This window comes from Streptomyces sp. NPDC000410 (assembly GCF_040300305.1).
GTDB lineage: Bacteria > Actinomycetota > Actinomycetes > Streptomycetales > Streptomycetaceae > Streptomyces.
This window is the reverse complement of record NZ_JBEPDM010000002.1, coordinates 121,810-136,868: the sequence shown is the minus strand read 5'-3', so window position 1 is coordinate 136,868 and position 15,059 is coordinate 121,810. Positions and strand designations below refer to the sequence as shown.

The window sequence follows — 15,059 nt, the reverse complement described above, 5'->3', positions numbered from 1 at the left end:
GTCAGGACACGATGTCCTTGCGGGCGAACCCGCGGAAGGCGAGGGCGAACAGGACCAGGGCGTAGGTCACGGAGACCGCCGTGCCCTTGAGCATGCCGCCCCACTCCAGCTGCGGCTGGAGCGCGTCCGCCCAGGAGTACTGCCAGTGGGTCGGGAGGAAGTCCCGCCAGGAGCCGAGCGCCGTGACCGCGTCCAGGACGTTGCCGATGATGGTCAGCCCGACCGCGCCGCCGACCGCACCCAGCGGAGCGTCGGTCTTCGTCGACAGCCAGAACGCGAGCCCGGCCGTGACCAGTTGGGTGATGAAGATGAACGCGACGACGACCGCCAGTCTCGGCACCGTTTCGCCGGCCGCCAGAGAGCCTCCAGTGGGCAGTTTCAAGGGGCCCCAGCCGTAGGCCACCGTGCCCGCCGCGAGTGCGACCACCGGCAGCAGCAGCATCGCCGCCGCGCTGAATCCGAGCGCCACCGCCAGCTTCGACCACAGCAGCCGGGACCTGGGCACCGGCGCCGCCAGCAGATAGCGCAGGGACGACCAGCTCGCCTCGGACGCCACGGTGTCCCCGCAGAACAGCGCCACCGGCACCACCAGCAGGAACCCGGCCGAGACGAACAGGCAGGTGGCGGCGAAGTTCGCGCCGGAGGCGGTGGCGGTGTCCATCAGCGTGATCCGGTCGCCGCCTCCGCCGCGCTCGTCCGGAGTGCCGCCGATCGCGAAGGCCGCGATGAGGACGAACGGCAGTGCGGCCAGGATCGCGCCCATCACCAGCGTCCGCCTGCGCTTCAGCTGCCGTACGGCCTCGACGCGCAGCGGCAGGGTGTGCCGGGCCCGATAGCCGGGCGCCGCCGTCACCGTGCCCGCGCCCGTGGTCGTGGTCGTGTCCGTGGTCGTGGTCGTGCTCATGCGGATTCCCCTCCGATCAGGGTGAGGAACGCGTCCTCCAGGCGGCGGTGCGGACCGACGCCGGTCACGGGCACGTCCAGGCGTACGAGTTCGGCGATCAGCTCCGCCGCGCTCGCGCCGTCCAGCCGGACCAGCAGCCCGGCCGCGTCGTCCGTGCGGACCGCCGAGCCGATGCCGGGCAGGGCCGCGACCTTCTCGACCAGCGGCTCGGACACCTCCGCCGAGGCGGTGACCAGCAGGGTGTCGCCGGCACCGGTGATCTCGGCGACCGGTCCTGCCTGGACCAGCCGGCCGCGGTCCATCACCACCAGGTCGGTGCAGGACTGTTCGACCTCCGCGAGGAGGTGGCTCGAGACGATGACGGTCCGGCCCCCGGCCGCGTACCGGATCATCACGTCCCGCATCTCGCGGATCTGTGGCGGGTCGAGTCCGTTCGTCGGCTCGTCGAGGATCAGCAGATCGGGCAGGCCGAGCATGGCCTGGGCGATGGCGAGGCGCTGGCGCATGCCCTGCGAGTACGTGCGCACGGCGCGGGCGAGCGCGTCGCCGAGGCCCGCGATCTCCAGTGCCTGGTCGATATGGGAGTCCTCGGCGGGGCGGCCGGTGGCCCGCCAGTACAGTTCGAGGTTCTCCCGGCCTGACAAGTGGGGCAGGAAGCCGGCGCCTTCGACGAAGGCTCCGACCCGGGAGAGGACGGGAGCGCCGGGCCGGATGGCCTGGCCGAACACGCGGATCTCGCCCTCGTCGGGGGTGATCAGGCCCATCAGCATGCGCAGGGTGGTGGTCTTTCCGGCGCCGTTGGGCCCCAGCAGCCCCAGCACCTGCCCCTTCTCCACCCGGAAGGACAGATCCCGTACGGCGTACCGGTCGGCGGACTTGGCGTACCGCTTGGTCAGTCCGGTGATCTGCAGGGGGACGTCGGAGAGTTCGGGATCGGGTGCGGGCGCGGTGGTCCGGCGCCGGGCGGTGATGAGGAGTGCCACGGCGACGGCGGCTCCGGCGGCGGGCAGACCCCACACCCACCAGGGCAGCGCGGTCGCCTGGGTGGTGACGGCGGACGCGGTCGGCACCGTCAGCTGCCCCTTCAGGGACACGGTGTAGGCGGCGGGCGCGGCCGGGGAGGCGTAGCCGAGGTCGGTGGCGGCGAGGACGAGGCGGAGGCTGTGTCCGGCCTCGATCTCGTGGTCCACGGCGGGCAGCGTCAGTTCGACCGTCCGGCCCGCCTTGGCGCCGTCGACCCGGACCGGGGCGACGAGCTGGGCGGGCAGCACCTGCTGGCGTCCGTCCGGCCCGACGTCGTACACCTTCCCGAAGAGCACCGCCTCGCCGCTGTCGGAGGTCACACCGACCCGGATGGTGGGCGAACCGGTGATCCGCATCGGGGCGTTCAGCGGCCGGGAGTCGAAGCGGGCGTACTGCCCGGGGAAGTCGAGGGAGAGGCCGACGCCCAGCGAGGAGAGCTGGGAGAGACCGCCGCCGACGCCGGGTACGGCGGAGATCGCGGGCGGATTGGCGCCCGCGGGGTTACGGAAGGACTGCGTCCGCCCGGTGAGTTCGACGGTTCGGGTGCCTGCGTTCAGGCCCGGGTAGCCGGGTGCGGTGGCGCCGCGCAGGGTGGCCCGCCCGTCGGTGGAGTCGATGCCTCCGGATCTGCTGACCCGGAAGCCGGGGCCGGTGTCCGCGGCCTCGTCGCCGCCCAGATGGCGGTCGAACCATGCGGAGACCCGCCCCTGGATCCGGTCGGCCTCCAGGTCGCCGCCGTCGTGTCCGCCCGCGATCCAGTCAACGGCGACGGGCGCGCCGTTCTTCTTGATCGCCGAGGCCATCGCATCGGCGTGCGTGAGCGGGAAGAGGGAGTCGGACTGCCCCTGCACGATGAGCGTGGGCACCTTGATCCGGTTCCCGACCGCTGCGGGGCTGCGCGCTTCGAGCAGGGCGCGGGCCTCGGCATCGGGGCGCCCGGCGGTGGCGACGCGTTCGTACATGGCGCACAGCTGGGGCTGGAAGCGCCCGCACGCCTGCGCCTCCGTGGCCCCCGGGCGTCCGGGGGCGGCCGGGGTGGGTCCGGACATGGCGGCGGATCCCGTGGTGAAGAAGATCCCGGCCCAGAGTTTCTTGAAGACCCCGTTCGGGAAGAGCGCGTCCGCGAGGTTCCAGTAGGTGATCTGCGGGGCGAGCGCGTCGACCCGCTTGTCGTACCCGGCGGCGAGCAGCGAGACGGCGCCGCCGTACGACGCGCCGGTCATGCCGACGCGCGGGTCGCCCGCCGCGTCGAGCTGTACCTCCGGGCGCTTCGCCAGCCAGTCGATCAGCCGGGAGACGTCCTTGACCTCGTGGTCCGGATCGTTGAGCCCGATCTGCCCGGTGGAGGCCCCGAACCCGCGCGCGGACCAGGTCAGTACGGCGTACCCGTCGCGGGCCAGCGCCTCCGCCTGTTCCTTGGCCGAGTCCTTGCTGCCGCCGAATCCGTGCCCGAGGAGCACCGCGGGCCTGCGTCCGGTGCCGGAGGTGTAGTACGAGGTGTCGATCCTCGCCCCTGGCATGGAGAGCACGTGGTCCTCGCGGTGCACGTCCGGTGGTTCGTCCGATGCGGTGGCCGTCCACGTGCCGGCGCCGGCGAGCACCGCGAAGGCGGCCAGGCCCGCGAGCCATTGCACGCGGCGCCTGGGTCTCGCGTCCCGTCCGGGAAGTCGGATCTTCATGCTTGAAACTTTAAGCGGGACCCCGCACCCACTGCGGCTGCCGCCGGGCGGAACTCACCGACCTCCTCGGGTAGTACACCTGGTCGCCGCCTACACCAGACGCGGTAGGTGGTGTCCGTCATATCGCCCGCGGCGCGGGAACCTCGCCGTGAACCGAGCAGTAACAACCCCTTGTGCACGCGATCACCGCACGACACCCTGTACGCGACCTTGTCATGCTCCGATCAAAGAGAGGGTCAGGTGCACGAGATGAGATTCACTGCCCGCCGCTCCATACGTATGGGCGCGCTGCTCCCCGCAGTCGCCCTCGCGGCCGGTCTCCAGTTCGCCGTCTCCCCCACGGCGCAGAGCGCGCCACTCGGCGATCTCCGTCTCGCCCCCACTGCAACCGCCGTCCAGGACAGCTGGATCGTCGTCCTGAAGGACGGCAGCACCCGCGTCACCGATCTCGCCGCCGAGGAGGGTGTGACACCCAAACACACCTACCGCTCCGTCCTCAAGGGCTTCTCCGCCTCGATGTCCAAGGCCAAGGCCGCGCGTCTCGCCGCCGACCCACGGGTCGCGTACGTCGAGCAGAACGCCACGGTCCGCATCGACGCGACCCAGACCAACGCCACCTGGGGCCTCGACCGCATCGACCAGCGGAACCTGCCCCTGTCGACGACGTACACGTACAACACCACCGCGTCGAACGTGAACGCGTACATCATCGACACCGGCATCCGTACCTCGCACAGCGAGTTCGGCGGCCGCGCGAGCGTCGGCACGGACACCGTCGGCGGCGGCCAGAACGGACAGGACTGCCAGGGACACGGCACCCACGTCGCGGGCACCGTGGGCGGCAAGACCTACGGCGTCGCCAAGAACGTCAAGCTGATCGCGGTCCGCGTCCTCGACTGCAACGGCTCCGGCACGACGGCCGGCGTCATCGCCGGAGTCGACTGGGTCACCGCGAACGCCGTCAAGCCGGCCGTCGCCAACATGAGCCTGGGCGGCGGCGCCAACACCTCGTTGGACAACGCGGTCAAGAGGTCGATCGCCTCGGGCGTCAGCTACTCCGTCGCGGCGGGCAACGGAAACTTCCTCGGCCTGCCCGTGAACGCGTGCAACTCCTCCCCCGCCCGCGTCCCCGAGGCCATCACGGTCGGCGCGACGGACAGCGCGGACCGGCGCGCCTCCTTCTCCAACTACGGCACCTGCCTGGACCTCTTCGCCCCCGGCGTGAACATCACCTCGGCGTGGAAGGACAACAACACCGCGACGAAGACCATCTCCGGCACCTCGATGGCCACCCCGCACACCGCGGGCGTCGCCGCGCTCCACCTCGCCGCCAACCCCTCGGCGACCCCGGCCCAGGTCCGCGACGCCGTGGTCACCAACGCGACGAGCGGCAAGGTCACGGACCCGCGCACGGGCTCCCCGAACAAGCTGCTCCACTCGCTGTTCTGACCCCCCTCACACCCTGAGGTGCCCGAGGAGCCCCTCCCCCACCGGGTAGACCCGCTCCTCGGGCAACAGCCGCCCGGCACCCTCAAGATCCCCGCCGCGCACGAGTCCATGGATCTCGCGCGCGAGCGGGGTCACGTCCGTGATGGCCACGGTCCACTCGTCCGCGTACCGCGCCGAGGCCTCCCCGGCGAGGCCGAGCTGAAGGGAGCGGTACGGGAGGGGCGCAAGGCGCAGATCGCGCTCGGGGTCCCACTGGACACGGGCGGGAGCCTGCCTCAACTGGCGCTTCCAGGTGGCCTGGTCGGGGTGCAGGTCCCGGGTGTAGTGCGACAGGCAGGCGTTGCGCAGCGCCCATTCGAAACCCTCGCGGGCGATCTCGACGGCCAGAACGGTCTGCTGGCCCTCCTTGGTACCCCAGCCGCAGCGGTACATCATCCACAGGAAGGACGGCTTGATCCACGTCATGCGCTCCCGCTTCCAGGCGGCCGGGAAGCGGCCGTCGCGCGCCGCGGGGCCGCCCAGGGCAGGGTCGTAGGCCTGGTAGACGGTGATCGTCTCGTCGGTGTGCAGGGCGCGGATCTGGTACTTCGGTGGCATGGGCGGCATGACCCGGAGCCTATGCAACGGCCGCGCGGCCCGTACGGGGTGAGGGTTCCGTACGGGCCGCGCGGGGGTCGGAGGGGTCAGTGGTTGCGGGGGAAGCCCAGGTCCACGCCCGCCGGGGCGTCGGACGGGTCCGGCCAGCGGGTGGTGACGACCTTGCCGCGAGTGTAGAACTGCACGCCGTCGTTGCCGTAGACGTGGAGGTCGCCGAAGAGCGAGTCCTTCCAGCCGCCGAAGCTGTGGTAGCCCACCGGCACCGGAATCGGCACGTTCACGCCGACCATGCCCGCCTGGATCTCCAGCTGGAAGCGGCGGGCCGCGCCGCCGTCGCGGGTGAAGATCGCGGTGCCGTTGCCGAACGGCGACGCGTTGATGAGCGCGACACCCTCCTCGTACGTCTCGGCTCGCAGCACGCACAGCACGGGGCCGAAGATCTCGTCCCGGTACGCGTCGGAGTCGGTGGAGACCTTGTCGAGGAGCGACAGGCCGATCCAGTGACCGTCCTCGAAGCCGTCCACCGTGTAGCCGGTGCCGTCGAGGACGACCTCGGCGCCCTGGTCCGCCGCGCCGTGGACGTAGGAGGCGACCTTGTCGCGGTGGACCTTGGTGATGAGCGGGCCCATCTCGGAGGTCGGGTCGTTGCCCGGACCGATCTTGATCTTCTCGGCGCGCTCGCGGATCTTGTCGACCAGCTGGTCACCGATCGAGCCGACCGCGACGACCGCCGAGATCGCCATGCAGCGCTCGCCCGCGGAGCCGTACGCGGCGGAGACGGCGGCGTCGGCCGCGGCGTCCAGGTCCGCGTCGGGCAGGACCAGCATGTGGTTCTTCGCACCGCCCAGGGCCTGGACGCGCTTGCCCGCCGCGGAGGCGGTGGTGTGGATGTACTTCGCGATCGGCGTCGAACCGACGAAGGAGATCGCCGAGACGTCCGGGTGCTCCAGCAGCCGGTCCACCGCGACCTTGTCGCCGTGGAGGACGTTGAAGACGCCGTCCGGCAGCCCCGCCTCGGCGAGCAGCTCGGCGATCTTCAGCGAAGGCGAGGGGTCCTTCTCGCTCGGCTTGAGGATGAAGGTGTTTCCGCAGGCGATGGCGAGCGGGAACATCCACATCGGCACCATCGCCGGGAAGTTGAACGGGGTGATGCCCGCGACCACGCCGACCGGCTGGCGGATCGCCGCGACGTCCACGCGGTTGGACACCTGGGTGGACAGCTCGCCCTTGAGCTGGGTGGTGATACCGCAGGCCAGGTCCACGATCTCCATGCCCCGGGCGACCTCGCCCAGCGCGTCCGAGTGGACCTTGCCGTGCTCGGCGACGATCAGCTCGGCGATCGCGTCGCGGTTGGCGTCGAGCAGCGCGCGGAAGCGGAAGAGGATCGTCGTCCGCTGGGCCAGGGACGAGGTGCCCCAGGTGGCGAACGCGGCCTTCGCGGCGGCGACCGCCGCGTCGACCTCCTCGACGGAGGCGAGCGCGACCTTCGTGGTCACGGCGCCGGTCGCCGGATCGGTGACCGGGCCCCAGTTGCCGGACGCGCCCTCGACGGTCTTGCCACCGATCCAGTGGTTGACGGTCTTCGTCATGACGAAAAGCTCCTTCAGGTCCTTCAGAGATGGCGGCGTCGGGCTGCGACTTGCCGGTCGTACTCCTCCCGGGCCTTGACCGCCGACGAGCGGGTCGCGATCTCGGCCACGGGCACATCCCACCATGCCTGGCCGGGGGGCGCGCCCGACACAGTGTCTGCCGTTTCGGTCTCGACGTAGACACATGTGGGACTGTCCGTCGCGCGCGCCTCCGAGAGAGCTTCGCGCAGGTCACGCACGGTCTTGGCACGGATCACCCGCATGCCGAGCGAGGCCGCGTTGGCCGCGAGGTCGACGGGGAGCGGGGGCCCCGTATAGCTCCCTTCCGGGGTCCGGTGGCGGTAGGCGGTGCCGAAACGCTCGGATCCGACCGATTCGGAGAGCCCTCCGATCGACGCGTATCCGTGGTTCTGGAGGATGACGACCTTGATGGGGACGCGTTCCTGCACCGCCGTGACGATTTCGGTGGGATTCATCAAGTATGTACCGTCACCCACGAGCGCCCACACCGGCCGGCCGGGCGCGGCCATGGCGACGCCGATCGCGGCGGGGATCTCGTATCCCATGCAGGAGTAGCCGTACTCCACGTGGTACTGGTCGCGGGAGCGGGCGCGCCACAGTTTGTGCAGATCGCCGGGGAGCGATCCGGCCGCGTTGATCACGATGTCGTCCTCGTCGACCAGGGCGTCCAGCGCCCCGAGGACCTGCGGCTGGGTGGGGCGTACGTCCTCGTCGGGCGCCTCGTACGCCGCGTCGACGCGATGCTCCCAGCGCTCCTTGTCGTCCGTGTACTCCGTCTCGTAGCTGTGCTCCACGTGGTGGCCGCGAAGGGCTTCGGTGAGGGCTTCGAGGCCGGCCCGGGCGTCGCAGACCAGCGGGAGCGCGGCGAGCTTGTGGGCGTCGAAGCCGGTGATGTTGAGGTTGAGGAAACGGACCTCGGGGTGGGTGAAGAGGGTGGCGGAGGCGGTGGTGAAGTCGGAGTAGCGGGTTCCGACGCCGATGACCAGGTCGGCGGCCCGCGCCAGCTCGTCGGCGGTCGCGGTGCCGGTATGGCCGATGGCGCCGACGTCCGCCGGGTGGTCGTGGCGCAGGGAGCCCTTGCCCGCCTGGGTCGAGGCGACGGGGACGCCGGTGGCCTCGGCGAAGGTCTTCAGCGCGGCCTCCGCACCGCTGTGGTGGACTCCGCCGCCCGCGATGATCAGGGGGCGGCGGGCGGCCCGTACCGCGGCGACGGCCGCGGCCAGCTCGGCCGCATCCGGCCGCGGACGGCGTACGTGCCAGACGCGCTCGGCGAAGAACTCCTCGGGCCAGTCGTACGCCTCCGCCTGGACGTCCTGCGGCAGCGCGAGCGTCACCGCGCCGGTGGCGGCCGGGTCGGTGAGGACGCGCATCGCGGCGAGCGCCGCCGGGATCAGCGCTTCGGGGCGGGTGATCCGGTCGAAGTACGCCGAGACCGGGCGCAGGCAGTCGTTGACGGAGACATCGCCCGCGTACGGGACTTCTAGCTGCTGGAGGACGGGGTCGGCGGGGCGGGTCGCGAAGATGTCGCCGGGCAGGAGGAGGACGGGGAGCCGGTTGATCGTGGCGAGGGCGGCGCCGGTGACGAGATTGGTGGCGCCCGGACCGATGGAGGTGGTGACGGCATGGGTGGCGAGGCGGTGGGACTGGCGCGCGTAGCCGACGGCGGCGTGCACCATGGCCTGTTCGTTGCGGCCCTGGACGTACGGCATGTCCGCGCCGCCGCTCTCCAGCAGGGCCTGGCCGATCCCCGCGACGTTGCCGTGGCCGAAGATGCCCCAGACGGCGCCGATCAGCCGGTGCCGCTCGCCGTCGCGCTCGCTGTACTGCCGGGCGAGGAACGCGACGAGGGCCTGGGCGGTGGTGAGGCGGCGCGTGGCCGGTCGGGTGCTCATCGGTATCCCTCCGCGTGGTCGGGGTGGAAGCGGATCTTCCATTCCCGCTCCTCTCCCGGGCCGGCCATCACGTTCAGGTAGTACATGTCATGGCCGGGCGCGGCGATGGAGGGACCGTGCCAGCCGTCGGGGACGAGGACCGCGTCGCCGCTGCGCACCTCGGCGAGCACATCGGTGCCGCCGGGGCGCGAGGGGGACACACGCTGGTAGCCGAAGCCGTGCTCACCCTGGATCTCGAAGTAGTAGATCTCCTCCAGCTCCGACTCCTCGCCCGGCCGGTGCTCGTCGTGCTTGTGCGGCGGGTACGACGACCAGTTGCCGCCGGGCGTGAGCACTTCGACGGCGATGAGCCGGTCGCATACGAAGGTGTCGGCGGCCGCGAAGTTGTTGACCCGGCGGGCACAGCTGCCCGTGCCGCGCTCCTCGACCGGCACCTCCGGCGCGGGGCCGTAGCGAGCGGGGAGTCGTCGCTCGCACTTCGCTCCTGCCAGGGCGAAGCGGCCTCCCGCGCCGGAGGCGATCTGTGCATGGGCATCGCGGGGGACGTACGCGAAGTCGGTGACTCCCGCGAACACGCTTTGCCTGCCCAGCAGTTCCATGAACTCGCCGTCGATGTGAACCGTACATCCGCCACTGAGCGGAAGCACGATCCATTCGCTGTCCCCCGCCATCAGGAGGTGGGAGCCGCCCGGGGGAAGCTCCAGGATCCGCAGCGCGGAATACCCCCATCCGGCCCGCTTGGGGTCGACGGCGAGGGCGTACGCCCCCTCGGCCGCGCCGCCCGCTCGTAGATGCCTGTCGATGTCCATGAGATCTCCGTACCCGCTAGAGCAGCCCTACCGCCGTATCGACCGCCGCTGCGACATCACCGTCGGCCGGATAGAGCAGCGAACGCCCCACCACCAGGCCCTGGACCGTAGGAAGTTGCAGGGCTCCCCGCCATTTCTCGTACGCCCCCTCCTGCGCACCCGGGGAGGCGCCGACCTCGCCGCCGAGCAGCACGGCCGGCAGGGTCGAGGTCTCCATCACCCGGGCCATGTCGTCCGGGTTCGCCGTGACGGGGACCTTCAGCCATGTGTACGCCGAGGTCCCGGCGAGACCGGAGGCGATGGCGATGGAGCGGGTGACGGCCTCGGCGGACAGATCGTTGGTCAGCCGCCCCTCGACGCGCCGGCAGATGAACGGCTCGACGAACACGGGCAGCCGGTGCGCGGCCATGTCGTCGATGGCCCGGGCCGCGGAGTGCAGCGTGTCCAGGGAGCCCGGGTCGTCGTAGTCGATACGGAGCAGCAGCTTGCCCGCGTCGAATCCGAGCCGCGCCAGGTCCTCGGCCCGGTGGCCGGTGAACCGGTCGTCGAGCTCGAAGGCGGCGCCCGCGAGTCCGCCCCGGTTCATCGAGCCCATGACGACCTTGTCGTCGAGCGCGCCGAGGAGGAGCAGGTCCTCCAGGATGTCGGCGGTGGCGAGGACCCCGTCCACGCCGGGGCGCGCGAGGGCGGTACGGAGCCGCTCCAGCAGGTCGGGGCGGCTGGCCATGGCGAACCGCCGGTCACCGACGCCGAGTGCGCCGCGGGCGGGGTGGTCCGCCGCGACGATCATCAGCCGGCCGCGGTCCCCGACGAGCGGCCGCCTCCTGCGCCGGGCGGCCGCCTCGGCGACGGCCTCGGGGTGGTGGGCCCGGATCCCGGCGAGATCCGCGGCATCGACGCGGCTCACGAGGGCGCCCCGGGCGCGGGGCGGGGGGCGGGACCCGGCTCAAGACGGGGGTCGTGTGCGGGGCCCGGCGTGGGACGGGGGCCGGGTGCGGGCTCGCGGCCGGGTGCGGATGCGGGACCCGGCTCAGGACGGGGGTCGTGTGCGGGGCCCGGCGCGGGACGGGGGCCGGGTGCGGATGCGGGACCCGGCTCGGGACGGGGGTCGTGTGCGGGGCCCGGCGCGGGACGGGGGCCGGGTGCGGGCTCGCGGCCGGGTGCGGATGCGGGGCGGAGGTCGGGTGCGGGGTCGGGGCCGGGTGCGGGACGGGGCCCGCGGCCGGGCTCCGGGTCGGCGAGGAGCGCGTCGACCTCGTCGGCGTAAGGCATCGCGGAAGAGCAGGCGAGGCGCGAGGCGACGATCGCACCCGCGGCGTTGGCGAACCGCATCACCCGCTCCAGCTCCCAGCCGGCCAGCAGACCGTGCACCATCGCCCCGCCGAACGCGTCCCCCGCGCCGAGTCCGTTGACGACATCGACCTCGACCGGCGGGACTTCGACCGTCCCGCCGTCGCGGTGCACGGCCAGCACCCCCTTGGGGCCCTGCTTGACCACGGCGAGCTCGATCCCGGCGTCGAGCAGTGCGCGGGCAGCGGCGTACGGCTCGCGCTCGCCGGTCGCGACCTCGCACTCCTCCAGGTTGCCGACGGCGACGGTGGCGTGCGCGAGCGCCTGTGTGTAGTACGGCCGCGCCTCGTCCCGGGCCGGCCGGGCCGTGCTCTGCCAGAACATGGGCCGCCAGTCCAGGTCGAACACGGTCGTCGCGGATTTGGCGCGATGCGCGAGCGCGGCCAGGGTCGCGGTCCGGCTGGGCTCCGCGCACAGCCCCGTTCCGGTCACCCAGAAGACCCGGGCCGACGCGATCGCCGCCAAGTCCAGCTCAGCCGTCCGCAGTTCGAGATCGGGCGCCTTGGGCTGCCGGTAGAAGTAGAGCGGGAAGTCATCGGGCGGAAAGATCTCGCAGAACGTCACGGGCGTCGGGAGTCCGGCCACCCCCTCCACCCACCGGTCGTCGACCCCGAACTCCCGCAGCGCCTGGTGGAGATACTCCCCGAAGGGGTCCTGTCCCGTACGGGTGACGACCGCGGCACCGCGGCCGAGCCGGGCCGCGGCGACCGCCACATTGGCGGCCGACCCTCCGAGGAACTTCCCGAACGTCTCGACCTGCGCCAGCGGGACCCCGGTCTGCAAGGGGTAGAGGTCCACCCCGATCCGTCCCATCGTGATCACGTCGTACGACTGCGGCGGCTGAGGCATACGTGTCCCTTCGGTTCCACGCCCGGCTGTTCCCTGGTCTAGCCCGCTCTCCCGAATGCTGTCAACATTTTGTCCTTACATTCGGACGAAAGCTTGACACCTTTCTCGGACGGCCGGAAAGCTGACCGCCATGACCTCCTCCGCACCCTCGCTCAACCGCATCCGGATCGGGTCGGCCCCGGACTCCTGGGGCGTGTGGTTCCCCGACGACCCGCAACAGGTCCCCTGGCAGCGGTTCCTCGACGAAGTCGCCCAGGCGGGTTACGCGTGGATCGAACTCGGCCCGTACGGCTACCTCCCGACCGACCCCGCCCGGCTCACGGAGGAGACCCGGGCGCGCGGGCTGAACGTCTCGGCCGGAACCGTCTTCACCGGGCTGCACCACGGGCCGGCCGTCTGGGAGCGCACCTGGGCCCATGTCGCCGACATCGCCGTGCTCACCCGCGCGATGGGAGCGGACCATCTCGTGGTCATCCCGTCCTTCTGGCGCGACGACAAGTCCGGCGCCGTCCTGGAGGACCGGACGCTCACCGCGGAGCAGTGGCGCCACCTCACCACGCTGACCGAGCGCCTCGGCCAGGAGGTCGGGGACCGCTTCGGGCTGCGGATCGTCGTCCACCCGCACGCGGACACCCACATCGACAGCGAGGAGAACGTCAGCCGCTTCCTCGACGCGACCGACCCCTCCCTGGTCTCGCTGTGTCTGGACACCGGGCACTACGCCTACTGCGGCGGCGACAGCGTCAAGCTCATCGAGACCTACGGTGAACGGATCGGCTATCTCCACCTCAAGCAGGTCGATCCGGAGATCCTCGCCCAAGTGGTCGCGGAGGAGGTCCCGTTCGGGCCCGCGGTGGCGCGCGGTGTGATGTGCGAGCCCCCGTCCGGCGTCCCCGCGCTGGAGCCAGTGCTGGCGGCGGCGCGCCGGCTGGACGCCGAACTGTTCGCGATCGTCGAGCAGGACATGTACCCGTGCCCCCCGGACAAGCCCTTCCCGATCGCCGAGCGCACCCGCCGGTTCCTCCGTTCCTGCGGCGCATGACCCGGCCGGTGGGTGAGGGGCACCGGCGGCTGGACGGTTCGGGCGGTTCCGGTTCCTCCACCTACGTCACGTCAGTCACCTGCTCGTCACGCGCATCCCGATTAGGCGGGTCTTCCGTCACAGGGCCTCGACAACCGCTCCCCGCTCGTTACTCCGTGGCGTGCGCCAGGCACAGGCTCAGTGATCGCCAGTGTCCGCGTCACAGCTCCCCCGACGGCTTCCCGGCCGCCGCTGCGGCGCGCGCAGGGAGGTGCCACAGATGACGGACAGAAAGCTCTGGTCCTACAAGGACATCGCCGCTCACATCCGGGTGCAGCCGGACACCGTTCGTTCCTACCGCAAGCACGGCCTCCTTCCGCCTCCCGACCACGTGGAGGCCGGGAAGCCCTACTGGTACGCGGACACCATCCACGTCTGGGTGGCCAACCGCCCGAGCAACAGAGGACGCAGGGACTGACCCGCCCGTCCCCGCAGTCGGCCGGCGCGGGGCCAGGCGCGCGAGCGGGCGGTCCACCGCGGCCGCCCACTCGGCTGCCCCTCCGGGCCTCTGGAGGGATCAGGACGGCAGGTCAGTGGCGGGCCGGCTCGATGATCGTCACCCCGGCGCCCGGGGTCTTCCCCATGGCGGCGAGGGCGGCCGGCGCCGCGTCCAGGGAGATCACCGAGGTCACCAGCAGATCCGGACGTAGCACACCGGAGCGGACCATCTCCAGCATCGGACCGTACGCGTGCGCGGCCATCCCATGGCTGCCGAGGATCTCCAGCTCCAGACCGATGAGCCGCCCCATGGGCACCACCGGGTCACCCGCGGCCGAGGGCAGCAGGCCGACCTGCACATGGCGCCCGCGTCGGCGCAGACTCTGGACCGAGGCCGCGCAGGTGACGGGGGAACCGAGCGCGTCGAGCGAGAGATGGGCTCCGCCGCCGGTCAGCTCACGCACCGCCTCGGCGGTCCCGCCCGCGCCGGTGACCGCCGTCGCGTCCACGCACTCCACGGCGCCGAACTTCCGCGCGAGCTCCAGCGCCTGCGGGGCGACATCCACCGCGACCACCCGGGCCCCGCTCGCCGCCGCGATCATCACCGCGGACAGTCCCACCCCGCCACAGCCGTGCACCGCGACCCACTCCCCGGGCGCCACCCGCCCCTGGACCACGACGGCCCGGAAAGCGGTCGCGAACCGGCATCCGAGCCCCGCGGCCGTGGCGTACGAGAGCTCCTCGGGCACGGCCACCAGGTTGACGTCCGCGTTCTCCAGCGCCACGAACTCGGCGAAGGATCCCCAGTGCGTGAACCCGGGCTGGGTCTGGCGCTCGCACACCTGCTGATCCCCGGCCGCACAGGCCGGGCACCGCCCGCAGGCACATACGAAGGGCACGGTGACCCGGTCCCCGGGCCGCCAGTCGGCGACCCCCGCGCCCACGGCCTCGACGACTCCGGCCAGCTCGTGTCCGGGGACGTGGGGAAGGGCTATGTCCGGGTCGTGGCCCATCCACCCGTGCCAGTCGCTGCGGCACAGCCCGGTGGCCTCGACCCGGACCACCACTCCATGCTCCGACGGCACCGGGTCCGGCACCTCGCGCACTTCGGCGTCCTGTCCGTACTGCTCGAACACCACAGCCTTCATCGGCCCCGCCTTCCCTGGATCCGTCCGGGTCGGCTCGAACCTATCCGGGGACAGCGGCCGCCGGCACGGGCCCGGCGGTGGCCGCGGCAAGGCGACTGGCATTCATACCCCCTGGGGGTATACAGTGAGGGACGTCAGGGAGCCCCGGCATCCCCAGGACCCTCGTGACGCACCATGCCTTCATTGAACGAAGTGAGCGCGAAGCGCGACACGCCCTCGAAGAGGAGAAC

At 71.9% G+C, this 15,059-nt stretch carries 12 protein-coding genes; 3 read left to right on the top strand and 9 right to left on the bottom strand.

Annotated features, from left to right (window positions below; translation table 11 throughout):
- Nucleotide 1: 1 nt before the first annotated feature.
- Complete coding sequence (locus ABT342_RS04035; RefSeq protein ID WP_351566645.1) at nucleotides 2–904, bottom strand: ABC transporter permease; 903 nt, start codon at nucleotides 902–904, stop codon at nucleotides 2–4.
- Nucleotides 901–3,606 (bottom strand): alpha/beta fold hydrolase, encoded by a 2,706-nt coding sequence (locus ABT342_RS04030; protein ID WP_351566643.1) that lies wholly within the window; start codon nucleotides 3,604–3,606, stop codon nucleotides 901–903. The genes ABT342_RS04035 and ABT342_RS04030 overlap by 4 nt, the downstream gene beginning before the upstream one ends.
- 249 nt (nucleotides 3,607–3,855) lie before the next feature.
- Between ABT342_RS04030 and ABT342_RS04025 the strand changes: the two genes are divergently transcribed.
- Nucleotides 3,856–5,055 (top strand): S8 family peptidase, encoded by a 1,200-nt coding sequence (locus ABT342_RS04025; RefSeq protein WP_351566641.1) that lies wholly within the window; start codon nucleotides 3,856–3,858, stop codon nucleotides 5,053–5,055.
- Nucleotides 5,056–5,061: 6 nt separating this feature from the next.
- Here the strand turns inward: ABT342_RS04025 and ABT342_RS04020 are convergent, their stop codons facing one another.
- From ABT342_RS04020 to iolC, 6 genes are all read right to left on the bottom strand, one after another.
- Nucleotides 5,062–5,661 (bottom strand): DUF4291 domain-containing protein, encoded by a 600-nt coding sequence (locus ABT342_RS04020; RefSeq protein ID WP_351566638.1) that lies wholly within the window; start codon nucleotides 5,659–5,661, stop codon nucleotides 5,062–5,064.
- 77 nt (nucleotides 5,662–5,738) lie between these two features.
- On the bottom strand, nucleotides 5,739–7,241 hold the full coding sequence (mmsA, locus tag ABT342_RS04015; protein WP_351566635.1) for a CoA-acylating methylmalonate-semialdehyde dehydrogenase: 1,503 nt from the start codon (nucleotides 7,239–7,241) through the stop codon (nucleotides 5,739–5,741).
- A gap of 23 nt (nucleotides 7,242–7,264) precedes the next feature.
- The gene (gene iolD, locus ABT342_RS04010; RefSeq protein WP_351566632.1) at nucleotides 7,265–9,154 is read right to left on the bottom strand and encodes a 3D-(3,5/4)-trihydroxycyclohexane-1,2-dione acylhydrolase (decyclizing); all 1,890 of its coding nucleotides are present in this window, start codon (nucleotides 9,152–9,154) and stop codon (nucleotides 7,265–7,267) included.
- Nucleotides 9,151–9,963: a 5-deoxy-glucuronate isomerase gene (iolB, locus tag ABT342_RS04005; RefSeq protein WP_351566630.1), complete on the bottom strand. Its 813-nt coding sequence runs from the start codon at nucleotides 9,961–9,963 to the stop codon at nucleotides 9,151–9,153. Before iolB ends, iolD begins: the two co-directional genes overlap by 4 nt.
- A 16-nt stretch (nucleotides 9,964–9,979) precedes the next feature.
- On the bottom strand, nucleotides 9,980–10,870 hold the full coding sequence (locus tag ABT342_RS04000) for a Cgl0159 family (beta/alpha)8-fold protein (protein WP_351566628.1): 891 nt from the start codon (nucleotides 10,868–10,870) through the stop codon (nucleotides 9,980–9,982).
- Entirely contained in the window at nucleotides 10,867–12,162 is a 1,296-nt protein-coding gene (gene iolC, locus ABT342_RS03995; RefSeq protein WP_351566625.1) for a 5-dehydro-2-deoxygluconokinase, read from the bottom strand. Before iolC ends, ABT342_RS04000 begins: the two co-directional genes overlap by 4 nt.
- 130 nt (nucleotides 12,163–12,292) lie before the next feature.
- Between iolC and ABT342_RS03990 the strand changes: the two genes are divergently transcribed.
- On the top strand, nucleotides 12,293–13,204 hold the full coding sequence (locus tag ABT342_RS03990) for a sugar phosphate isomerase/epimerase family protein (protein ID WP_351566622.1): 912 nt from the start codon (nucleotides 12,293–12,295) through the stop codon (nucleotides 13,202–13,204).
- A 259-nt stretch (nucleotides 13,205–13,463) separates the two neighbouring features.
- Entirely contained in the window at nucleotides 13,464–13,661 is a 198-nt protein-coding gene (locus ABT342_RS03985; RefSeq protein ID WP_351566619.1) for a helix-turn-helix transcriptional regulator, read from the top strand.
- Nucleotides 13,662–13,773: 112 nt separating this feature from the next.
- On the opposite strand, the gene ABT342_RS03980 is transcribed toward ABT342_RS03985, so the two are convergent.
- Nucleotides 13,774–14,829: a zinc-dependent alcohol dehydrogenase family protein gene (locus ABT342_RS03980; protein WP_351566617.1), complete on the bottom strand. Its 1,056-nt coding sequence runs from the start codon at nucleotides 14,827–14,829 to the stop codon at nucleotides 13,774–13,776.
- Nucleotides 14,830–15,059 lie beyond the last annotated feature (230 nt).